Origin of the sequence: Aquimarina hainanensis (assembly GCF_042684685.1) — a bacterium.
Lineage (GTDB): Bacteria > Bacteroidota > Bacteroidia > Flavobacteriales > Flavobacteriaceae > Aquimarina > Aquimarina hainanensis.
Window position 1 is genome coordinate 265,113 of record NZ_JBHULX010000001.1, and the last position, 22,578, is coordinate 287,690.

Annotated in this window: 25 protein-coding genes; 13 read left to right on the forward strand and 12 right to left on the reverse strand. The window is 35.6% G+C overall.

Going from position 1 to position 22,578, the window contains the following annotated elements:
* The first annotated feature begins 23 nt into the window (after positions 1-23).
* Together thiH and moeB are read left to right on the forward strand one after the other, a co-directional pair.
* Positions 24-1,136, forward strand: a complete 1,113-nt coding sequence (thiH, locus tag ACFSTE_RS01205) for a 2-iminoacetate synthase ThiH (RefSeq protein ID WP_176027957.1) — start codon at positions 24-26, stop codon at positions 1,134-1,136.
* A gap of 187 nt (positions 1,137-1,323) precedes the next feature.
* Complete coding sequence (gene moeB / locus ACFSTE_RS01210; protein WP_378258047.1) at positions 1,324-2,394, forward strand: molybdopterin-synthase adenylyltransferase MoeB; 1,071 nt, start codon at positions 1,324-1,326, stop codon at positions 2,392-2,394.
* Here the strand turns inward: moeB and ACFSTE_RS01215 are convergent.
* Positions 2,391-2,825, reverse strand: a complete 435-nt coding sequence (locus tag ACFSTE_RS01215) for a hypothetical protein (protein WP_176027955.1) — start codon at positions 2,823-2,825, stop codon at positions 2,391-2,393. The two genes, moeB and ACFSTE_RS01215, sit on opposite strands and share 4 nt — an antisense overlap.
* Before the next feature lie 261 nt (positions 2,826-3,086).
* Here ACFSTE_RS01215 and greA point away from each other — a divergent pair, with 261 nt between their 5' ends.
* The 3 genes from greA (at position 3,087) to ACFSTE_RS01230 (ending at position 4,495) form a co-directional block, all read left to right on the forward strand.
* Positions 3,087-3,563: a transcription elongation factor GreA gene (greA, locus tag ACFSTE_RS01220; protein WP_176027954.1), complete on the forward strand. Its 477-nt coding sequence runs from the start codon at positions 3,087-3,089 to the stop codon at positions 3,561-3,563.
* 119 nt (positions 3,564-3,682) lie between these two features.
* On the forward strand, positions 3,683-4,072 hold the full coding sequence (locus ACFSTE_RS01225; RefSeq protein ID WP_378258049.1) for an HIT family protein: 390 nt from the start codon (positions 3,683-3,685) through the stop codon (positions 4,070-4,072).
* A gap of 9 nt (positions 4,073-4,081) precedes the next feature.
* Complete coding sequence (locus ACFSTE_RS01230; protein WP_176027952.1) at positions 4,082-4,495, forward strand: acyl-CoA thioesterase; 414 nt, start codon at positions 4,082-4,084, stop codon at positions 4,493-4,495.
* A gap of 6 nt (positions 4,496-4,501) precedes the next feature.
* Here the strand turns inward: ACFSTE_RS01230 and ACFSTE_RS01235 are convergent, their stop codons facing one another.
* Positions 4,502-4,861: a hypothetical protein gene (locus ACFSTE_RS01235; protein WP_378258051.1), complete on the reverse strand. Its 360-nt coding sequence runs from the start codon at positions 4,859-4,861 to the stop codon at positions 4,502-4,504.
* 44 nt (positions 4,862-4,905) lie between these two features.
* The gene (locus ACFSTE_RS01240) at positions 4,906-6,069 is read right to left on the reverse strand and encodes a sensor histidine kinase (protein ID WP_176027950.1); all 1,164 of its coding nucleotides are present in this window, start codon (positions 6,067-6,069) and stop codon (positions 4,906-4,908) included.
* Between the two features lie 141 nt (positions 6,070-6,210).
* On the opposite strand from ACFSTE_RS01240, the gene ACFSTE_RS01245 reads away from it, so the two are divergent.
* The 4 genes from ACFSTE_RS01245 to upp all read left to right on the forward strand — a co-directional run bounded on the left by ACFSTE_RS01245 (position 6,211) and on the right by upp (position 9,048).
* Entirely contained in the window at positions 6,211-7,083 is an 873-nt protein-coding gene (locus tag ACFSTE_RS01245) for a flavin reductase family protein (RefSeq protein WP_378258053.1), read from the forward strand.
* Between the two features lie 12 nt (positions 7,084-7,095).
* On the forward strand, positions 7,096-7,476 hold the full coding sequence (locus ACFSTE_RS01250; protein ID WP_176027948.1) for a DUF3127 domain-containing protein: 381 nt from the start codon (positions 7,096-7,098) through the stop codon (positions 7,474-7,476).
* A gap of 239 nt (positions 7,477-7,715) precedes the next feature.
* Positions 7,716-8,357: a leucyl/phenylalanyl-tRNA--protein transferase gene (gene aat / locus ACFSTE_RS01255; protein WP_176027947.1), complete on the forward strand. Its 642-nt coding sequence runs from the start codon at positions 7,716-7,718 to the stop codon at positions 8,355-8,357.
* A gap of 37 nt (positions 8,358-8,394) precedes the next feature.
* Positions 8,395-9,048, forward strand: a complete 654-nt coding sequence (gene upp / locus ACFSTE_RS01260) for a uracil phosphoribosyltransferase (protein WP_378258056.1) — start codon at positions 8,395-8,397, stop codon at positions 9,046-9,048.
* 4 nt (positions 9,049-9,052) lie between these two features.
* Here upp and ACFSTE_RS01265 read toward each other — a convergent pair whose 3' ends face one another.
* Together ACFSTE_RS01265 and ACFSTE_RS01270 are read right to left on the reverse strand one after the other, a co-directional pair.
* On the reverse strand, positions 9,053-9,616 hold the full coding sequence (locus ACFSTE_RS01265) for a DNA-3-methyladenine glycosylase I (RefSeq protein ID WP_176027945.1): 564 nt from the start codon (positions 9,614-9,616) through the stop codon (positions 9,053-9,055).
* Positions 9,617-9,671: 55 nt separating this feature from the next.
* On the reverse strand, positions 9,672-11,546 hold the full coding sequence (locus tag ACFSTE_RS01270; RefSeq protein ID WP_378258961.1) for a leucine-rich repeat domain-containing protein: 1,875 nt from the start codon (positions 11,544-11,546) through the stop codon (positions 9,672-9,674).
* A 196-nt stretch (positions 11,547-11,742) separates the two neighbouring features.
* Between ACFSTE_RS01270 and ACFSTE_RS01275 the strand changes: the two genes are divergently transcribed.
* Positions 11,743-12,360, forward strand: coding sequence for a thioredoxin family protein (locus tag ACFSTE_RS01275; RefSeq protein ID WP_176027943.1), 618 nt, complete (start codon positions 11,743-11,745; stop codon positions 12,358-12,360).
* Between the two features lie 6 nt (positions 12,361-12,366).
* Here ACFSTE_RS01275 and ACFSTE_RS01280 read toward each other — a convergent pair whose 3' ends face one another.
* The 7 genes from ACFSTE_RS01280 to ACFSTE_RS01310 all read right to left on the reverse strand — a co-directional run bounded on the left by ACFSTE_RS01280 (position 12,367) and on the right by ACFSTE_RS01310 (position 17,136).
* Positions 12,367-13,086, reverse strand: coding sequence for a hypothetical protein (locus ACFSTE_RS01280; protein ID WP_378258058.1), 720 nt, complete (start codon positions 13,084-13,086; stop codon positions 12,367-12,369).
* Positions 13,087-13,119: 33 nt separating this feature from the next.
* Positions 13,120-13,827, reverse strand: coding sequence for a tRNA pseudouridine(55) synthase TruB (gene truB / locus ACFSTE_RS01285; RefSeq protein WP_176027941.1), 708 nt, complete (start codon positions 13,825-13,827; stop codon positions 13,120-13,122).
* 7 nt (positions 13,828-13,834) lie between these two features.
* Positions 13,835-14,629, reverse strand: a complete 795-nt coding sequence (locus tag ACFSTE_RS01290; RefSeq protein ID WP_176027940.1) for an undecaprenyl-diphosphate phosphatase — start codon at positions 14,627-14,629, stop codon at positions 13,835-13,837.
* Between the two features lie 158 nt (positions 14,630-14,787).
* Positions 14,788-15,048 (reverse strand): DUF3098 domain-containing protein, encoded by a 261-nt coding sequence (locus ACFSTE_RS01295; RefSeq protein ID WP_176027939.1) that lies wholly within the window; start codon positions 15,046-15,048, stop codon positions 14,788-14,790.
* Entirely contained in the window at positions 15,032-15,436 is a 405-nt protein-coding gene (locus tag ACFSTE_RS01300) for a hypothetical protein (protein WP_176027938.1), read from the reverse strand. The genes ACFSTE_RS01295 and ACFSTE_RS01300 overlap by 17 nt, the downstream gene beginning before the upstream one ends.
* A 5-nt stretch (positions 15,437-15,441) precedes the next feature.
* The gene (gene lgt / locus ACFSTE_RS01305; protein ID WP_176027937.1) at positions 15,442-16,254 is read right to left on the reverse strand and encodes a prolipoprotein diacylglyceryl transferase; all 813 of its coding nucleotides are present in this window, start codon (positions 16,252-16,254) and stop codon (positions 15,442-15,444) included.
* 3 nt (positions 16,255-16,257) lie between these two features.
* Entirely contained in the window at positions 16,258-17,136 is an 879-nt protein-coding gene (locus ACFSTE_RS01310; protein WP_176027936.1) for a cell division protein FtsX, read from the reverse strand.
* A 189-nt stretch (positions 17,137-17,325) separates the two neighbouring features.
* Here ACFSTE_RS01310 and ACFSTE_RS01315 point away from each other — a divergent pair, with 189 nt between their 5' ends.
* From ACFSTE_RS01315 to ald, 3 genes are all read left to right on the forward strand, one after another.
* Entirely contained in the window at positions 17,326-18,249 is a 924-nt protein-coding gene (locus tag ACFSTE_RS01315) for a ketopantoate reductase family protein (RefSeq protein WP_176027935.1), read from the forward strand.
* Between the two features lie 123 nt (positions 18,250-18,372).
* Positions 18,373-21,201, forward strand: coding sequence for a leucine--tRNA ligase (leuS, locus tag ACFSTE_RS01320; RefSeq protein ID WP_378258062.1), 2,829 nt, complete (start codon positions 18,373-18,375; stop codon positions 21,199-21,201).
* Positions 21,202-21,405: 204 nt separating this feature from the next.
* A complete protein-coding gene (gene ald, locus ACFSTE_RS01325) occupies positions 21,406-22,521 on the forward strand; it encodes an alanine dehydrogenase (protein ID WP_176027933.1) in 1,116 nt (371 codons plus the stop codon).
* Positions 22,522-22,578: the final 57 nt, after the last annotated feature.

Below are 22,578 nucleotides of genomic sequence, written 5' to 3' on the forward strand. Positions count from 1 at the left end.
AAGTATAGTGTAATTATATCCGGATGAACAGCTTTAAAAAAATATTCGAACAATATCCATGGGATGATGTTCTTTCTAGTATTTTTTCCAAAACATCAGAAGATGTGGATAGGGCATTGCATAAAGAGAAAAGAAATCTGGAAGATTTTAAAGCATTAATTTCCCCTGCAGCAAAACCGTATCTTGAACAAATGGCACAACAGAGTAGTTTGTTGACTAAAAAGCGTTTTGGAAAAACAATACAGATGTATGCCCCTATGTATCTCAGTAATGAGTGTCATAATATTTGTACATATTGCGGATTTAGTATGACTAATAAAATTCCGAGAAGAACATTAACGGATGCTGAAATACTTAAGGAAATCGGTTATTTAAAGTCTAAAGGTTATGACCATATTCTTTTAGTAACCGGAGAAGCAAATAGAACGGTAGGAGTAGATTATATCGATCATGCGATTCAGCTAATCCGATCAAACTTTGCAAATATTACAATAGAGGTACAACCCTTGCTCCAGGAAGAATATGAACGCTTAATTGCAAGTGGTTTGTATGCGGTATTAGTGTATCAGGAAACCTATCACAAAGAAGAATATAAAAAACACCACCCCAAAGGAAAAAAATCAAATTTTGATTTTCGGTTAGAAACCCCGGATAGGTTAGGAAGGGCAGGGGTTCATAAAATAGGTTTAGGAGCTTTGTTTGGTCTTGAAGATTGGAGAGCAGATAGTTTTTTTACAGCACTGCATCTTCAGTATTTGCAAAAAAACTATTGGAAAACAAAATACTCCATTTCTTTTCCCAGATTGAGACCTCATTCGGGAGGTTTAGAACCTAAAGTAGCTATGACAGATGCGGATTTGGTACAGTTAATTTGCGCTTTTAGGCTGTTGGATGAGGATGTGGAACTTTCCTTATCTACCAGAGAGAGTGAAGTTTTTAGAGAAAATATAGTTAATTTAGGAATTACCTCCATTAGTGCAGAATCAAAAACCAATCCAGGAGGATATGTTGTAGAACCAGAATCTCTGGAACAGTTTGAGATTTCTGATGAACGCCCTACAGAAGTGATTGTAGAAATGTTAAAAAAGAGAGGGTTAGAAGTAGTCTGGAAAGACTGGGAAAACAATTGGCAATAAAAAGATTACGGAGCTATAAAAATTGCTCCCAGCAGAAGTAAGTTTTTTTTACTCTCTAAATAGGATGTAAATGTTCCGGTACTTGTGTTGAAATATTTTATAGTAGTTTCCTTTGAGTGTTTCGTAGATTTGTCCGGAGGTAGTTAACTGTATTTATTTTCAGTAGTATAAAATTTTATAAAAATAGATGAGGTTTAGTAAGGAAGAAAAAATACAATACAGCAGGCATCTGATTTTAGAAGAAATAGGAGAAGAAGGACAGCAAAAAATCGGTTCTTCAAAAGTATTGGTGATTGGTGCAGGAGGACTAGGGTGCCCGGTGTTACAGTATTTAACAGCAGCAGGTATAGGACATATTGGGATTGTAGATGATGATGTAGTGGATCAGACAAATTTGCAAAGACAAATTTTGTATACTATAGATGATATAGGGAAACCGAAAGCAATTACAGCTTCTAAAAGGTTGGAGAAGCTGAATCCATACATTTTTTTCAAAGTGTATAACGAAAGGCTTACCAAAGAAAATGTACTGGATATTTTTTCAGAGTATGATATTATTGTAGATGGGAGTGATAATTTTCCGACACGCTATTTGGTAAATGATGCATGTGTTTTATTGGATAAACCATTGGTTTTTGGATCAATTTTTAAATTTCAGGGACAAGTATCCGTATTTAATTATAAAGGAGGAGCAACATACAGATGTTTGTATCCTACCCCTCCAGAACCAGATGCAGTTCCTAATTGTTCAGAAATAGGAGTACTGGGAGTATTACCTGGAATTATCGGAAGTTTTCAGGCGAATGAGGTTATCAAGATGGTGTTGGAAATAGGAGATGTTCTGTCAGGAAAACTGCTATGTATAGACGCATTGTCATTACAACAATATATACTCTCTGTAACTAAAAATGAAGCGTCGGATATTGTCACATTAGCCGATGATTACGATTTCTTTTGTGGGATACTGCCTGCAGGTAGAATAGTAGAAATTACTGCACAGGAAGTGCAAAACAATCTACAGGAATATCAAATCTTAGATGTCCGAACCCAAGAGGAGTTTGAACAGTTTAATCTTGGAGGGATTCATATACCCATTGAAGAAATGGATGATAAAATTCATCAAATTCAGTCAGACAAGCCGATTGTTGTTTGTTGTCAATCAGGAGTAAGAAGCAAGATCGCTATACGTAAAATACTTGCATTGAGAAATGATCTGAATTTGCTGAATCTAACTAACGGACTAGCTGTAATATCTTAATTTGTAATAAAAAGGGTATTTCCTTCTGCTCTAATAGTATATCGAAGCAAAGGATAACCACCTTCTCCTTTAGTTTGTATGCCAGTAACGATATTGTATACATTATCGTTTCCACAGTTAGAAGAAGCTAAAATACCCGTTACCGATAAAGGAGAACAATCGCTTATAGGAATATTCGGATCACTTAGTTCAAAAGCTGAAAACTGAGAATTTCCTTTGCTGTAAATAATGATACCTTTTATACCTCTTCCTGCGGTTGTTTCAATAACATGATTTCCGGAAAATTTTAAATCACTGTATTGAGGAAGGTTTAAATCAATTTGGAAATTGACATTTACCTCAGGTAAAAACGGGTTTCTTCTCGCAACATCGTCGCTGGAACAAGCAATTGTAATTAATGCTAAAACAAGAAAATAAAAATAGCGTCTCATAAAAAAGAAATATTCAAAATAAGATAAACACTGGTTATTTAAAAAAATAAAGACAGAGAAATAAAAAGTAAACATACTTCATTTGAATAAGAAAACCCAAATGATTGTGGCTCTTTTTTGTCTTTTTACAAGTATTAAATCGTTTTTCTTGTTGAAAAATACTCCTGTCCCATTACTTCTATCAGGTGTTTTTTTTCTTATCTTTGTTATACTAAGATCCCATCTTTATGGGATTTTTTCTATTTTATAAACGATGAAGTTATGAGCAAAGTATCTTATTATACTGCGGAAGGATTAAAAAAATTAAGAGATGAATTAAATCATCTCAAAGATATAGAACGTCCTAAAGCTTCTCAGGCGATTGCAGAAGCCCGCGATAAAGGGGATTTAAGTGAAAACGCAGAATACGATGCTGCGAAAGAAGCACAGGGACTTTTGGAAATGAAAATATCGAAGCTGGAAGAAACCTTATCAGGAGCAAGGTTGATAGATGAATCACAATTGGATATTTCTAAAGCATTGATACATTCTACAGTAAAAATTAAAAATCAGACAAATGGAGCCGAAATGATATATAAACTAGTGGCTCAGAGTGAAGCGAACCTTAAACAAGGAAAAATCTCTGTAGATTCTCCTATTGGAAAAGGGCTGCTGGGAAAAAGTGTAGGAGACGTAGCTGAGATTCAGGTTCCGAATGGAATTATGAAGTTTGATGTGATTGAAATTTCCAGAGAATAATTAAATCTTAAAAAATCAAAAAAGCCTTTCTTAAGAAATCAAAGAAAGGCTTTTTTTGATTTTATCTTCGGGTTAAATACCCTATATTTCCGTTTTATAAACGCAAAGAAACATCCTAAATGGCCTCAATATTTACAAAAATTATCAATGGAGAAATCCCTTGTTACAAAATTGCAGAAGACGAACACTTTTTTTCTTTTTTAGATATAAATCCTAATGCTCAGGGACATGCATTGTGTATCCCTAAAAAAGAGGTGGATAAATTATTTGATTTAGACAAAGAAACATATCAGGGATTGATGAATTTTTCAAGGAAAATAGCAATTGCTATAGAAAAAACAGTGTCTTGTAAGCGTGTTGGAATGGCTGTAGTAGGATTAGAAGTGCCACATGTGCACGTGCATCTGATTCCGCTTAATGATATGAGAGAAATGACATTTCAGCATAAGGTGTCTATGCAAAAAGAAGAATTCATAGCGCTGGCAGAAGCAATACGAGCAAACCTGTAAGCAGTGAAGATGAGTGAGTCAACAAGTAAACTCTCCTTGCAATTGCGAATTGACTGGAGTGAAATGGATACCTATCAGCATGTGAATAATGTTAATTTTATGAAATACATGCAAAGCGCCCGGGTTCAGTTTTGGGAAGTTAGTGGCTTGGCAAAACTTTATGAAGAAACTAAAAAAGGACCTATGCTTGTTTCTACTCATTGTGATTTTAAACACCCGTTGTTTTTCCCAGGCAATGTTTTAATTAAATCCAAAGTTGCCTTTGTCAAAAATTCTAGTTTTGGCTTATATCATGAACTGTACAATGATGATGGTGTATTGTGTGCAGAGGGTCATGATGTAGCCGTTTGTTTTGATTTTAACATCGACAAAACATTTAGAATTCCAGATGCCTTAAGAGCACTGATGAAAGAGTATCAGTAAAGACGGTTAAGATTTTAGATAAGGAGACAATGTGTCCCAATACATAATAATAACGGTAATGGCTGTCAATAAGAAGAAAATGAAGTATGATAATCCAGAAAAATGCATGGATGCAGGTTTTGGATGGATCGTTTTTTTATGATACTTATATACTAATTCGATGTCTTTAGTCCATTGTCCAGGAAAAATGGAGGACTCACATTTGGAGCAGTGCATCGACTCTTCTATTGCAGGTTTTACAATGGTTAATAATCGGGAGCGTAATCGTTTTTGTCGAAAAGCAAGTGTTATACTTCCTTTGGCATAACATTCGGGGCAGTTATTGTTCAGAATCGCTTCTTTCAGGATAATTTGTTCCGTTTTCACTTGTATGTAGGTTTACATACTATAACGGATTTGTCATAATTATGTTATGCAAGAGGGTCAGATTTACGCAGGGTGATTTGAAAAGAGGTTCCCTTTCCTATTTCAGATTTATAGACTTTAATTCGCCCGGAGTGATAGCTTTCTATAATTCTTTTTGCTAGCGATAGTCCCAATCCCCATCCTCTGCTCTTAGAGGTGTATCCAGGTTCGAATATTTTAGAAAATTTGCTTTTTGGGATCCCTTTACCGGAATCTTTAACCTTGATATAGACTCTTTTGGTGTCTTCGGTTAATGAGATATGAAGATTTCCTTTTCCTCTCATTGCATCAATCGCATTTTTAACAAGATTTTCTATTGTCCAGCTATATAATTGCCGATTCAGGTATACTTCTATAGGATAATCAGGAAGATTGATTGAAAAATTAATAAGTTTAGAACTTCTCGCCTGGAGATACAAATAGGTTTCTTTGGTTTCGTGGACGATATCCAGTTTTTCCAGATTGGGAATAGAACCGATTTTAGAAAAACGCTCTGTTATCTCTTTTAATCGGGCAATATCTTTTTCCATTTCTACGAGGTACTCAGGATTGACATTTTCTGATTTTAAAATTTCACCCCAACCGACTAATGAAGATAAGGGAGTTCCGATTTGATGAGCGGTTTCTTTTGCCATTCCTGCCCATAGTTTGTTTTGTTCACTGACTTTAGAGGTAGAAAAGAAAAAGTAAATAACACCGATAAGCAAGAAAATAATCAGGGCGATCGCAATCGGATAGTATTTTAATTTATTTAACACAGCAGAATCTCCGTAATAAATATATTGAACACTTTCTTTTAGGTCGATAGTCATAGGGTCATTTTCTGACTTTAGCTCTTCGAGATACTCTTTTAACTTTTCCGAATCCTCGTTGACTCCATCAGGAAGATTGGCGCATAAAGTAGGGTCAATGTTATCATTTTCATCAGTGATAATGATTGGGATTGTAGTATTGGACTTATTGATAATAATTGTCAGATCTAAGTAATCATCCATTAGGTCACTGTTAAAAGCTTTTTGTGCCTGTGCCCATACCTGCATTTTTATACGCTCGTCATCTTTTAGTTTTTGAAAAAAGAGAGAAGTGTTCCATAAGACAAGCCCGGTAATCACCAAAACAGCTACAATGATAAAATAGCTCGCAAAATTACGCTCGTCAGAAAAATTCATAGGATATTGATTTATTGAATTTCAAATATAATCGTTTTTAGAATGGTTTTATTGTTTGTGGATATTATGAAGAATAAACTTCCTTTTTCTACTCTGATTAGGGATAAACTTTAGTTATCTTTGTTTTAGAATTTTATAGATATGATAACAATAGATCCTTCTCAGGTAACGACAGGGAAATTACACGGTATGATGTTAGGAGCCATAGGTCCCAGACCTATTGCTTTTGCGAGTACAATAGATGGAGATGGGAATCCGAATCTTTCTCCTTTTAGTTTTTTTAATGTTTTTAGCGCGAACCCTCCTATTCTGATATTTTCACCAGCAAGAAGAGTTAGAGATAATACGATTAAACATACGCTGGAAAATGCTCAGAAGACCAAAGAAGTTGTTATTAATATCGTTAATTATGATATTGTACAGCAAATGTCTCTATCCAGTACTGAATACCCAAAGGGAGTGAATGAGTTTGAAAAATCTGGATTGACAATGGTCTCTTCGGAGAAAGTAGCCCCTTTTAGAGTAGGGGAGTCCCCTGTCCAGTTTGAGTGCAAAGTAAATGAGATAATGCCGATGGGGAATGAAGGAGGAGCAGGAAACTTAATTATATGTGAAGTAGTTCTTATGCATGTAAAAGAAGAGGTGTTGGATGAAGCGGGTAAAATAGATCAACATAAAATTGATCAGGTTGCTCGTATGGGGGGAAATTGGTATTCCAGAGCTAATATGGGAATGTTTGAAGTGCCGAAGCCATTAACCACTATGGGGATTGGAATTGATGCACTCCCGGAAACAATAAAACACAGCACAGTATTTACAGGGAATGATCTCGGTAAATTAGGAAATGTAGAGAAAATCCCGTTACCAGAGGAAGCAATAGCCTTTGTTGATAATAGTACGGAGATTAAGACAAAATTAGATCAGGATAACGTTGAAGAAATTCATAAATTTGCCAAGCAGTATCTAGAAAAAGATGATATTCATACTGCATGGAATATTTTAGCAGCAAAATAATAATACAGAAAGATGGAAGTACAAGGTAAAGTAAAGATGATAGGTTCTACACAAACCTTTGGAAACAATGGTTTTAGAAAGCGTGAAATTGTTGTAACTACAGATGAGCAATATCCACAGCATATAATGGTAGAATTTGTGCAGGATAAATGTGACTTGTTAAACAATTTTGGCGTAGGACAAGATGTGAAAATTAGTATCAACCTTCGAGGTCGTGAGTGGGTAAACCCTCAGGGAGAAACCAAATATTTTAATTCGATCCAGGGGTGGAGAATTGAAGCGCTGCAAGCTGCTGGAGCTGGGATGCAAGCACCTCCTCCAACACCTCCGGCAGATGCTTTTGAACCAGCATCAGATGTGTCGAATGATGAACACGATGATTTACCTTTTTAATAATAAGAAAAGAGATGTTTTTTGCAAACAAATGGGTTTGTTGAAATCAACAAAATAGCAAAAAGTCCGATACATTGTATCGGACTTTTCATATTGTGAATTATTATAACCTTTTAGTAACTCAAAAAGCAATGATGAACAAAATTAACCTAAAAGGTTCTAACAAATATTATCATTATTTTAATGAATTCAAAATGAATGTATAATGTTTAACCTAGAGATAAAGTAAAAAATTTGTTTTGTATATTCTTAATGATTCCATAGTGTTTCCTCCGGTTTCTCATGCAAATCCGGATGGGTTGTTAGCATTGGGAGGAGATTTATCTGTAGAACGATTAATAGCTGCTTATCAACAAGGAATTTTTCCATGGTTTAATGATGATCAACCTATTATGTGGTTCTGTCCGGATCCCAGAATGGTTCTTTATCCAGAAGAGATTAAAGTGAGTAAAAGTATGCGCAAATTATTCAGGCAAGAAGCATTTGAGGTGACTTACAATACTTGTTTTGATCAAGTAATAGAACAATGTGCTTCTATAGAACGGGTGGATCAGGATGGAACATGGATAACAAAAGAAATGAAGAGATCGTATAAAAAACTTCATCAAATGGGAATTGCAGTATCTGTAGAAGTTTGGAAGGAAAACAATTTAGTTGGTGGGTTATATGGCGTTTGGCTTAGAGAGAAGAAAGTTTTTTGCGGAGAAAGTATGTTTTCTCATGTTAGTAATGCTTCTAAATACGGTTTTATCAGTTGGGTGAAGGAATTAATGCGCTATGAAACCAAGATAATAGATTGTCAGATGTATACGGAACATTTAGCAAGTTTAGGAGGAAGGGAAATCCCAAGAGAACAGTTTTTGGCATACCTGAGGGAATAAACAACTTATGTCTTTTTTTAATAATAAACTAATTTTTATGAGAGTATATAATTTTGGAGAAAAAAACTCAATACTGAATCATTTTGTATCAGAGATCAGAGATGAAGAAATTCAAAAAGATCGAATGCGGTTTCGCAAAAATATAGAACGAATTGGCGAAGTGCTGGCATATGAGATGAGTAAGGAGATTTTATATACTACTCAGGAAATAAAAACACCTTTAGGGGTGAAAAAGATGTCTTTGCCAGAAAAAGAACTGGTTTTATGTGCGGTACTTCGTGCCGGGTTACCTTTATATCAGGGGGTGCTGAATTATTTTGATTTTGCAGAGAGTTCATTTATTTCTGCTTATAGGGAGCATACGAATTCGGATACCGATTTTGAGATCATTACGAATTATCTGGCGACCCCTTCATTAGAAGGCAAAGTACTCGTAATTATAGATCCTATGTTGGCAACCGGAAGTACATTGGAAACAACTTATAAGGCATTGCAAAAACAAGGAAAGCCAAAAGAAATACACATTATATCTGTAATAGGATCCGCTAAGGGAGTTGCTTATGTACAGGATCACTTTCCTGCCCACACGTCTCTATGGATAGGTGCAATAGATGAGGAGTTGAATAATAAAGGGTACATTATACCGGGATTAGGAGATGCAGGAGATTTAGCGTATGGAAGTAAATTGTAACGGCTTATACTTCCTTGTGCCTGAAACAATCTACTACATGATCATTAACCATTCCTATAGCTTGCATAAAAGCATAGATAACCGTAGAGCCAACAAACTTGAATCCTCTTTTTTTCAGGTCTTTGCTAATGATGTCAGAGGTGTCAGTAGTAGCAGGACAATCTTTGTGATGCGCCCAGGAATTAATAATAGGGGTATGGTTGACAAAGCTCCAGATATATGTGTCGAAACTGCCGAATTCTTCCTGTATTTTGATAAATGCCTGCGCATTTGATACGGTAGCATTTACTTTTAGTTTGTTGCGGATAATACCAGCATTTTGAAGTAAAGCCTGTTTTTTGTCATCTGTATACAATGCAATTTTTTGATAGTCAAAATTATCAAAGGCATTTCTGAAATTTTCTCTCTTTTTTAAAACTGTAATCCAGCTAAGTCCTGCCTGAAATGTTTCGAGAATAAGAAATTCAAATAATTCTTGCTCATCATGTAACGGAACTCCCCATTCCTCATCGTGGTATTGTTCGTATAAAGAATCACCAACACACCATGCACATCTGTGTATTTCCATTTTACTTTTTGTTATAAATATATTGTTTTTCTGTCTTTGTATATAAAAAAGCCCTCTAGAATTTAGCATTAAAGAAATGAATCTGACAATGAGGTAGCCACCTTATTATTCTTTCTTTTGCAGCTTGTGAAAAAGGATTTTTAGCAGCAAAAAGCTGTGTAAGAGCAGTTAGATGTTGAATAGAAGAGGGAAGAGCTTCTAGATAATTGTGAAAGAGATATAATGTTTTTATCGATGTTAATGAGCCAATAGTATCCGGGATAGAGGTTAGTTTGTTTTTAGAGAGGTACAATGCTTCCAGCGATTGAAGTGCTCCAATGGTACCTGGTAAAGAGGTTAGTTGATTTCTGTTGAGGTTTAAAACCCGGAGTTTTTTTAATTTTCCAATAGAATCCGGGATGTCGGATAATTGATTGTTGTAGACCAATAATATGTGAACGTTAGCAATATCACCTATGGATGCAGGCAAAGAAGTGAGTTGGTTATGATGGATGATAAGCCGCTGTAGGCGTATCATAGTACCGATGGATTCAGGAAGGCTGACAAGTTGGTTATAGGTTGCGTATAGATGGGTTAGGTTTTTTAGCGATCCTATAGACTGAGGGAGCTTTTTAAGTTGGTTCTTATTTAAAAAAAGCTGTGTTAATGCTTGTATATTTCCCAGAGATTCCGGCAGGACAGTTAGTTTGTTTTCTTGAAGAAATAAAAGAGTCAGTTTCTGTAAGCCGGAAGCTGTATCCGGAAAATTTTGAAGATTGTTTCTGATCAGGTGTAATTCTTTTAAATTGTTTAGCCTTTGTATAGAAGCAGGGAGTGTTTGTAAGTTGTTGTTGTTTAGGTATAATGTTTGCAAAGCGGTTAGGTTTCCTATAGTCTGAGGGAGTGCTTGAATTGAATTGTTTCTTAGGTTTAGTTCTTTTAAGTGTATAAGCCCCTGGATGGATTCTGGAATGGTAGTCAGAGAATTGTCATTGGCTATGAGTTTTTCCAGAGCGGTCAAATTTCCAATAGAAGGAGGGAGTTTTTCGATATGATTAAGGTGAAGAAAGAATTCTTTGAGGTTGGGGAGGCTTCCAATAGTATTCGGAAGTTCAGTTAGCTGATTTTTATAAATATTTAGTTTTTCTAGTCGCATTAACCCATGTAAGGAATCCGGGAGCTTTGTTATTTTGTTTTGTTGTAGTTCTAGTGATACTAAATTGGATAGTAACCGAATGCTTTCAGGGATAGAGTGAAGTGCATTATTGTGCAGGATTAAGTGTTTTAGTTGCTGCATATTTCCAATAGAAGGAGGGAGTGTTTTGAGTTTGTTATTGTAAGCGCTCAGGTAAGACAGTTTTTCTAGCGATCCAATAGTATTCGGCAGGTATTGGATGTGATTCCATTCTAAGTGTAATTCTTTTAAGGAAGGTAAGTCGCCAATCGTATGAGGTAATGAAGAAATGCGGTTGCCTTCAAGATGTAAGATTTTTAGTTCTTTTAAGTTGCTGATAGCAGTGGGGAGTTGTGCTAATTTGTTTTTTCTGATAAATAGTTTTTCCAGATTTTTGAGTCCACAGATAGCTAGTGGAAATGAGGTGAGAAGATTATTATTTAGGTTTAATTTTTTCAGGGCATTCATTGTGCTGAGCTCTTCAGGGATTTTTTTAAGTTGATTATCACTTAGGTTGAGCTCTTTTAGTCTGGTTAGCTGCTTTATGGAAGCGGGTAATGAAGAAAGTTGATTTCCTTCCAGGAATAGATATTGAAGATTGCGGAAGCTGCCAATTGACGATGGAAGTTTATCCAGTTGCCGGTATGACAAATCAAGGATATAAACCTGCTCTTTATGTAATAGCGCTTCAGATAATGAGCGATACTTTTTTGTCTCTTGAGCATTTGTACAATGTATGAGAATAAAAGAGAATAATATGTGGTAAAATAGCTTGATAGGTGTTTTTTTTGTAAGTAATGAGTTTTGAGGAAGCTGTTATTTCTTAGTAGATGTAAAAATAAGCACTTATCCAATACTATTAATTATTTGTTAAACAACAGGCTTCTTTTTAACAAAAGAATAATAATTAAATGCGTAAGTTTCCATCATTTTTTTCGAACTAAATAAAAAAATAAAGAAACACGCCAGTATTATGAAAGAAACATCAACATTATCTGTCAATCAATTGATTGATGAAGGAATTAAAAACTCCAGAAGCTATTCAGATTATAGAACATTAGTGAATGACTTAATTTCGGAAGGAAAATCTACAGCAAAAGAACAGACAGAAGACTTGTTAAATTATAGTACGTTAAATAATCGTAGGATGAAACGATTAGATAAGACGATCAAAATAGATGAAACAATAGCATCTGGCATTAAAGCAAAGAAACTGGATGTTACCTGGTTAGTGCTTTCAGAAGGTTGGTGTGGAGATGCAGCTCAGTCTTTACCGGTTATAAACAAAGTAGCAGAAATTAATGAAGGGATTGATCTTAGGATTGTGTTGAGAGATGAGAATGATGCGCTAATGAGTCATTTTTTGACAAATGGAGGGAAGGCAATTCCTAAGCTGATTGCGATTGACAACTCTAACAGAGAAATTATCGGAACATGGGGACCAAGACCATCGACAGCAACAAAAATGGTTAATGATTATAAAGAAAAACACGGAGGTTTGGATGCCCAGTTCAAAGAAGATCTTCAAGTATGGTATAACAAAGACAAAGGGGAAAATATAGTAAACGATCTCAGTGGATTATTAGCCTAATTAGGGTTATTCACTGTAGTTAAAATAATACGTAATAGTGCCTTTTTGTTCCTTTACTTCGGAAGCAGAAAAAATAGCTTGATTTGCATAATCTAAGGCATTGTCAAAAAGGCATTCGTTTCTGGTTGTAGAGTTTTTTTTGTCTACTTTGCTATGAGATACATAGCCATTGGCATTTACCTGAACTTTTACAACGACTTTACCGCTTCCCTGACATGTATATATTGGATTGGGGAGATCGATTGCTTTTCTTCCCTTTAGGGTAAAAGTGAGGGAACTATTTCTGTTATTGGTTTCGTTAGTTTTTTGTTTTTGCTTATTGGTATCGGTATTGGTTTGTTCAGGAGTTTCTTCTTTTTCTTTGTCTTCTTCTGTAGAAACATCTCCCAGATTATTCGGACCATCCTCAGAAGATTCGGCGATAGGACTTTCTGTAAGTGCTTTTAAACGGTCTTCAAAAGAAGTGTCATCAGGATCTTCAAAATCTTCATTATAGGCATTGTGTGTGCGTTTAGCAGCAATGAGTTTTCGTTGTTCCTGTATAGGATCCAGTTCCTCCTTTTCTTTTTCTAGCTCTTCCATAATATCTTCTACGGGAAGTTCGACTAGCATTTCTCCTTTGTTATTGGAGGTGCCCAGCATATGAATGTTGTATAGCCCAAGTAGTAAAATCCCCATGAGAAGGGAAGTAATAATTAAGGCTTTATATTTTTCTATGAAATTCATCAATAAAGTAAACTCTGTTTCTATGACAATATTTTATGGATTGCTTATTTCAGGGGTTAATAAGGCTTCAAATTCTTCTATAGTAAGTGCCTTTTCGGTAGAAAAGTCTCCTATTTTGGTTCTTCTTAATGCACTCAGATATCCGCCACTATGTAATGCTTTTCCAAAATCATTAGCTAATGATCTGATATAGGTACCTTTGCTGCATACAACTCTAAAATCTACCTCCGGCAATTCGATTCGGGTAATTTCGAATTCGCTAATTGTAATTTTTCTGGATTTTATTTCAACAGCTTCTCCTTCTCTGGCATATTCATACAATCGTTTTCCATCTTTTTTTAAAGCAGAAAAAACAGGAGGGTATTGATCGATATCACCCAAAAACTGTTCTGTAGTTTTTTTTACAATTTCTGCTGTAATATGTTCTGTAGGATATGTTTGATTGATTTCAGTCTCCAGATCATAGGAAGGAGTTGTTGCTCCCAGTGTAATAGTACCGGTATATTCTTTTATTTGCCCTTGGAAATCCTGAAGTTTTTTAGTGAATTTTCCTGTGCAAAGGACAAGTAAACCTGTAGCAAGAGGATCAAGAGTACCAGCATGACCAACCTTTATTTTTTTTAGGTTGAATTTTTTTCGGATATGCCATCTAATTTTATTGACTACCTGAAAAGAACTCCATTCCAGAGGTTTGTCAATTAGAATTACCTGACCATCTTTATAATCTTGTTCGGTTAGCATTTGGGGGTTATTTTATAAAACTAAAGCCGATGGCAATTAGTCCAACTATGATACAATATAAGGCAAAATATGATAACTTGCTTTTTTTAACCAAAGAGATCATCCACGTGCAGGCTACTAACCCAGATAAAAAGGCAGCAATAAAGCCAATAGTCAAAGGAAGGATATTAGCATTAGCGAAATCAATTTTCCCACCCAAAAGATCTTTAGCAATTTTACCAAAAATTAATGGAATTACCATTAGAAAGGAGAAACGAGCAGCCTTGGTTTTGTCATTTCCTAGTAAGACAGAGGTGGAAATCGTAGCACCACTTCTAGAAATTCCTGGCAACATTGCTATTGCCTGAGCAATTCCGATTACCAGGGCATTTGAGGTACTTATAGATTTCAACGTATCTTTTGCCTTGTCAGCCAACCAGAGAAGGACAGCGGTAACCAGAAGCATGTACCCTACAAATCGGATGTTACCTCCAAACAACTGTTCTAGTTCTTCTTCAAAAAATACTCCAATAATAATAGCAGGAATCATAGAAATGAGGATCTTAAATGAAAAAAGAGTTTCCTCATTTTTTTTGAAAGCGAATAAGCCCTTAAAGATATCCAGAATGTCTTTTCTAAAAATAACAATGGTGCTTAGTGCAGTAGCAAAATGTAAAACAACGGTGACCAGTAATGACTCTTCTGGAATGCTTTCTGCTCCCAAAATAGCTTTTCCCAGTTCTAAATGACCACTAGAAGAAACAGGTAAGAATTCTGTAAGTCCCTGAATAATTCCTAAGATAATTGCGTCTAAAATTTCCATGTGTATATTGCTATATAGCTACGTTGCTCTGTCAGTATCAGAGGGTCGGTAGATTTGTGCGTATTGATTAAGGTCTGCAAATATACTTACTAATCTCAAAGAAACTTAAAAAATAAGAAGAGAATGCACTGTAAAAAACGATGAGAAACAGAAGAGAGCTACTTTTTCTTTTTTTTGTCAGGATCAAGTAATATGGCATAGGCTTCAATACCAAATCCAAGTAATACAATCATAGGAGCAAGCCGAATTCTTCTGAAATTATAAATTTCAGGATTAAAAACAGCAGGATCATCACTACCACCACCAGCCATGAGAATAAAACCTAATGCGATTACGCCCAGACCTATCGCCATAACAATATAGTTTTTCTTTCTAAAGACAAAATCAGATTGTGATGGTGTTTTAGATTGTTTTTTCATGAGTGTCGTTGTTTATTTCATTAAAAATTACCTGCTCGTCTATTATCAACTTGGATATATGTCCCATGTTGCAATCTCGGGTAAAGATAGTCCATCTTTTAATAGAATACAAAGTAACTTTTTTATTCAGAAGAAGTGGTTGGAGTACATCTAATTTTAATTGATGTTGTAAGCCTCTGTTGATGTAGTAATAATGATCATCTCCCTGAATCTTTATTGCTATGTCGTCTCCGGGAGCTTCATAAATACGTTCGACAATACCAGATATTAGCATAACATCTTCAGGTTCTACATTGCGTACAGGTTTGAATGTTTGTATCACGATCCATAAGAAAATGATAAACAGAAAGGACATGATTATGAAGTATACTTTTGCGAATTTTTTCATAGTAACTAAAGGTCTTTTTTGCTCATCAGGCTTAGAATGATTCCGGTAAATATAAAAGGTAGACTTAATAACTGCCCCATATTTATAATCATATTCTCTTCAAAAGAAGCTTGGTTTTCCTTGAAAAACTCAATGATAAACCTGGCAGAAAACATAAGAACTAAGAACAGGCCAAATAAATATCCTTTCTGCTCTACAATTTTTTTCTTTTTGTAAAGGAACCATAATACGCCAAAAATGATTAGGTATGAGAAACCTTCGTATAATTGAGTTGGGTGTCGAGGGATTAAATCATCCTTCATAAAAATAACCCCATAATTTCCTTGAGTAGGTTTTCCATAAATCTCAGAATTCATAAAATTTCCTATTCTGATAAAAAAAGCAGTAACAGGAATAATCAAAGCTACTCTGTCGATAGCCCATAAGAAAGATGTTTTTGTTTTTATGGTGTACAAGGTAATTCCAACCAAAATACCGATGGCAGCTCCGTGACTTGCTAATCCAGAGAAACCGGTATAATGCCATCCGCTATTCGTTATTTTTACCGGAAGAAAAATTTCTAAAGGATGATGGTAAAAATACGAGAAGTCATAAAAAATACAATGCCCTAATCGCGCTCCTATTAAGGTACCCAGAAGGATGTAAGTAGCTAGTTTATCTAAGTCCTTGAGGGGGATATTTTCTGAGATGTAGATTTTCTTTATAACTTGATATGCCAGAAGAATTCCTGCTACGAATAAAATACCATAATAGCGTAGTGGGAGTACACCAAAAAGTGTTGTAATCTCAGGGTCGATATTCCAGTGAATAGGTCCCATAATCTAGTAATAAAGATCGTCCGTTCTGAGATTTAGAAAACGTTGTGTGGCAATGTATGTACTAATCCAGGTAATGACAACTCCTATGATAAAAACCCCTATAAATAGAATAGCGAGTAAGATCGTATCGTTAAGTAAAGCAAGTTCAGGGAAGGCTTCGTTCAGGTAATATAAAACGGTTCCGACTCCCGCAATAGCAACAATAGCGCCAATCATACCTAAGCGTACACTTTTCCATACAAAAGGACGACGAATAAATTTTTTAGTAGCCCCTACCATTTGCATCGTTTTTATAATAAAGCGCTTAGAGTAGACAGACAATCGGATAGAACTGTTGATTAATAATACCGCAATAAATGTAAAAATTCCGCTGGCAAGTAATACCCAGAAACTAATACGTTTAATATTGTCATTCAGAAGAGAAATTAATGGTTTGTCATAGATAACCTCGTCCACAAACTCTTTTTTTGAGATAGTAGCACTAATTTCCGCGATTTTGGCAGCATCTACATAAGCGGCTTTTAAGTTGACATCAATACTGTTTTGTAATGGATTGTATCCCAGAAAATCCATGAAATTCTCACCAATATCTTTACTGTGCACTTCTGCAGCTTGATCTTTAGAAATAAAAGTTGTTGATTTTGTATATTCAGCCAAAGCCAGGCTCTTTTCTAATTGTTTTATTTCGACATCTTTGGTACTGTCTTTTAGGTAAATGGTTAAGGCAATTTTTTCCTTAAAATGATCCGCTACTTTTTTAGTATTTAAGACTAATAGACCCAGGAGACCTAGTAAGAAAAGTACGAGAGATATACTTATGACAACAGAAAAATAAGAAGAGATTAATCTTCGCTTTTGATACCTATCGAAAGATGAACTCATAAAATGTATTTTTATGGGGTAAAAATAATAAAGAATAGTTAATTACAGATCTCAAGAAAAAAATACTCTTTATGTTTTATACATTGATAATTTACTAAATAAATTATAAACTTAAAAATTAGCTAATTATTGAGAAGCTGTTATAGAAAAATGTAACCTAAAGAAAATATTTATTTAAATTAAAAAGACATGCATACAGTTATTATAGGTGTTGGGGGTGTTGGAGGGTATTTTGGAGGTAAAATTGCTTATTCCGGTCAGAAAGTAACGCTTTTGGCTAGAGGGAAACATCTTGAAGCGATAAAAAAGAAAGGATTAGTCGTTAAGAGTATTGAGGGGGATTTTAGTGTAAAACCTTATCAGGTAACTAATAATATTGATATAGTAGAGAAAGCAGATGTGATTCTGGTTTGTACAAAATCTTGGCAGGTGCGTGAAGCCGCCCGACAAATACAACCTATCTTAAAAGAAGATACAGTTGTAATCCCTTTACAAAATGGGGCAGATAATGTAGAGAAACTAGAACAGGAACTCAAAACGGAGCATATCCTGGGGGGACTGTGTAAAATCTATAGCAAAATAGAATCCCCGGGAACAATTTTGCATTTTGGATTTCCTCCGGAAATCATTTTTGGAAATGTGTTTAACAAAGAATCCGAAAAATTAGAAAAAGTAAAACGCATTTTTGATACAGCAGGAATAAAAAATAAAATTGCAGACGATATTAATGTAGCCATCTGGAGAAAATTTATGTTTATAGCAGCTGTCAGTGGATTAGGTGCTTTGACAAGGGCAACTATTGGAGAGATGTATTCAGATATGGAGTTGCGAAAAATATTAGCGATGGTTGTCAGTGAAATTTATCAGGTAGCAAAAGCTAAAAAAGTCAACTTAGAAGAAACCGCAGTATCCGCTACTATGGATTTTATAGCAGGACAACCTTTTGATTCTACGGCATCTACACAAAGAGATATTTTAGAAGGGAGACCTTCAGAGTTAGAAGACTTTAATGGGTATATTGTCAAAGAAGGAAAACGATTAGGGGTAGAGACCCCAGCCAATAAATTTGTTTACTATTGTCTAAAACCGATGGAAGAAAAAGCAAGAAAATAGTTGTGAGTTCTGATTTTTGTCCGTTTTTAGAGAAGTACTAGGGCTACTTCGTCATAAGAAAAATAAGGAAGCGCTGAAATACTCTTATAAAATTGTAAATTTGCGGACTGAAAAACCAGGTTGATGAAATACGATTTTAACAAGATAGAAGCCAAATGGCAAGCATATTGGGCTGAAAAAGGTACTTTTAAGGCTGAAAATGCTAGTGAAAAAGAAAAATTCTATGTTTTGGATATGTTTCCATATCCCTCTGGAGCAGGGTTGCATGTAGGGCATCCTCTCGGATATATCGCTAGTGATATCTATGCGAGATACAAACGCCATAAAGGATTTAATGTCTTGCATCCGCAAGGGTATGATTCTTTTGGGCTTCCAGCAGAGCAATATGCTATACAAACAGGACAGCATCCTGCCATCACTACCAAAGATAATATAGCCAGATACCGTGAACAGCTGGATAAGATCGGATTTTCGTTTGATTGGAGTAGAGAAGTAAGAACCAGTGATGCAGCTTATTATAAGTGGACTCAATGGATTTTTATTCAATTGTTTGACTCCTGGTATGACCTTAAAAATAATATGGCAAAACCGATTAGTGATTTGATTGCCATATTCGAGAAAGAAGGAAATAAAGAAGTAAAAGCTGCATGTGATGATGCAATACAGACTTTTTCTGCGGGAGAATGGAATGCGTATTCAGATAAAGAAAAACAAGCAGTATTACTTACATATAGATTAACCTACCTGGCAGAAACTGAGGTAAACTGGTGCCCTCAGTTAGGAACAGTGTTAGCAAATGATGAGATTGTTAATGGAGTTTCTGAGCGGGGAGGATATCCTGTAATCAGAAAAAAAATGACCCAATGGAGTATGCGTATTTCTGCATATGCAGAACGATTGCTCCAAGGGTTGAATACTATTAATTGGACAGATTCCTTAAAAGAATCTCAGCGAAACTGGATAGGGAAATCGGTAGGAGCAAGCGTTACTTTTAATATAAAGAATTTTGAAGATACAATAGAGGTGTTTACTACTCGACCTGATACGATCTTTGGGGTTACTTTTATGACCTTGGCACCAGAACATGAATTGGTTGCAAAAATTACTACAGAAGCACAAAAAGAAGCAGTAGAAGCTTATGTAGAAGCTACGTCAAAAAGAAGCGAAAGAGAACGTATGGCTGATGTGAAAACAATCAGTGGAGTTTTTACCGGAGCTTATGCAGAGCACCCTTTCAGTAAAGAACCAATCCCGATATGGATTGGAGACTATGTACTAGCAGGATATGGTACCGGGGCTGTAATGGCAGTTCCTTGCGGAGATCAAAGAGATTATGATTTTGCGAACTTCTTTTCAGGAAAAGAAGGAATGCCTGTTATTAAGAATATTTTTGCGGATGCAGATATATCAGAAGCGGCATTCGCAGATAAAGAGAAAACAATTATTGCGAATTCCGATTTCTTAGATGGATTGAGCTATAAAGAAGCGACTAAAAAAGCAATTTCGTCCTTAGAAGAGATTGGTCAGGGAAAAGGACAGACGAATTATAGATTGAGAGATGCGGTTTTTAGTCGCCAGCGATATTGGGGAGAGCCGTTTCCTGTGTATTATGTAGATGGGATGCCTCAAATGATTGAAAAAGAGTATTTGCCGATAGAATTGCCGGCAGTAGAGAAATACCTGCCAACAGAGACAGGAGAGCCTCCGTTAGGAAGAGCAGATGCCTGGGCTTGGGATACCAAAGCACATAAAGTAGTGTCTAATGATTTAGTTGACCACACTACAGTATTTCCGTTAGAATTAAATACGATGCCAGGATGGGCTGGAAGTTCATGGTATTTGTTTCGATATATGGATCCTTTGAATAAAGAAGAATTTGCTTCAGAAGAAGCGTTGTCTTATTGGGAGAATGTTGATTTGTATATAGGAGGAAGCGAACATGCGACAGGTCATTTGTTATATTCTCGATTTTGGACAAAGTTTTTAAAGGACCGAGGTTTTATAAGTGTAGAAGAGCCCTTTAAAAAACTGATTAACCAAGGAATGATTTTGGGTACCAGTGCGTTAGTGTATAGAGTTAGCGGTACTAATAAATATGTATCCAAAGGTTTGGCGTCTTCATATGAGACAGAGGCGCTACGTGTAGATGTGAACCTGATTAATGCATCGGATGAACTTGATATCGATGGACTAAAGCAATGGCAACCACAATTTGCTGATGCGGAATTCGAATTAGAAGACGGAAAATATCTTGTAGGAAGAGAAGTGGAAAAAATGTCCAAAAGATGGTTTAATGTTGTGAATCCAGATGATATTTGTAATGAATATGGAGCGGATACTCTTCGATTATATGAGATGTTTTTAGGACCGTTAGAGCAAGCAAAACCATGGAATACAGCAGGAATAACCGGAGTACATAATTTCCTGAAAAAATTGTGGAAATTATATATTGGAGAAGAAGGACATGTTGTTTCTGAAACAGCTCCGACAAAGGATAACCTGAAGACATTACATAAAACTATTAAGAAGGTAGAAGAAGACATCGAAAACTTTTCATTTAATACCTCGGTTAGTACATTTATGATCGCAGTGAATGAATTGACTGCTCAGAAATGCAATAGCAAAGAAGTGCTAGAACCATTATTGGTATTAATTGCTCCATATGCTCCCCATGTAGCAGAAGAATTGTGGAGTCTGATAGGAAATGAAGCTTCAATTTCTATCGCTTCTTTCCCAAAATTTGAAGCAGCACACCTTGTAGAAAGTACTAAAAATTATCCAATATCATTTAATGGGAAAACTCGTTTTACAATGGAGTTGTCATTAGAAATGAGTAAAGAGGAAATAGAAAAAGAAGTAATGGCTCACGAAAAAACGCAGCAACAGTTAGCAGGTCGTAGTCCTAAAAAAGTAATAGTAGTCCCAGGTAAGATTGTCAATATTGTGGGATAAGCTATTTTTATAAAAATAAAAACGAGAAAAGCAGGGGGTATTGGTTGTATATCTCCTGCTTTTTTTAAGAGGTAACCTGTCTATAGAAGGGGGATAAAGCTGTTTCGAAAAGGAGTGATTGTAAATTATCAAATCTTCAATTTTAGCTTTTTTTTTATTGTGTATTTTCTTTAAATAACATAATTTCGGCAAAAAAATAAAAATATGATAATAGGTGTTCCTAAGGAGATCAAAAATAACGAGAACAGGGTTGGGTTAACCCCTGCCGGAGCAATGGAGCTTGTTAAAAATGGTCACACTGTATATGTTCAGCATACAGCTGGAGTTCAAAGCGGGTTTAGTGACGAAGAATATGTTGAGGCAGGTGCTAAAATATTACCTACTATTGAGGAGGTATATAGCATTGCTGAGATGATTATCAAAGTAAAAGAGCCTATTGAACCAGAATATTCATTGATTAAAAAAGATCAACTAGTTTTCACGTATTTCCACTTTGCATCAAGTGAGCCATTGACAAAGGCAATGATCGAAAGTGGATCTGTATGTGTTTCTTATGAAACAGTTGAAGAAGCTGATAGAAGCTTGCCGTTATTGACTCCTATGAGTGAGGTGGCAGGAAGAATGTCTATCCAGCAAGGAGCTAAATATTTGGAAAAACCATTAAAGGGAAGAGGAATTCTTCTTGGAGGTGTTCCAGGAGTTGCTCCTGCAAAAGTATTAGTACTTGGAGGAGGAGTTGTAGGGACACAAGCGGCTAAGATGGCTGCTGGTATGGGAGCCGATGTCACAATACTTGATATTAGTATGAAGCGTTTGCGCTACTTAGATGATGTAATGTCGGCAAATGTGAATACTGAGTATTCTAATGAATATACCATTCGTAAGCATATCAAAAATGCTGATTTGATTATCGGAGGAGTGTTGATTCCAGGAGCAAAAGCTCCAAAGTTGATCACCAAAGATATGTTGAAAGATATGAGACCGGGAACTGTAGTGGTTGATGTAGCTGTTGATCAGGGAGGATGTTTTGAAACCACAAAACCTACTACACATCAGGATCCTATCTACATTATTGACGATGTAGTACATTATTCTGTGGCGAATATGCCTGGTGCTGTGCCATATACGTCAACTTTGGCACTGACAAATGTCACTTTGCCATACGCTGTACAATTGGCAAATAAGGGATGGAAAGCAGCATGTGCAGATAACGAACCTTTGAAAAAAGGATTAAATGTTATTAATGGAGATGTTGTATATCCTGCAATTTCAGAGGCTTTTGATCTTCCGTTAAAAGATGTTGAAACATATCTGAACTAAGAAACAAAGGACAATAGATTTCTATAATTTATATAAAAACCTCGCTTACGGCGAGGT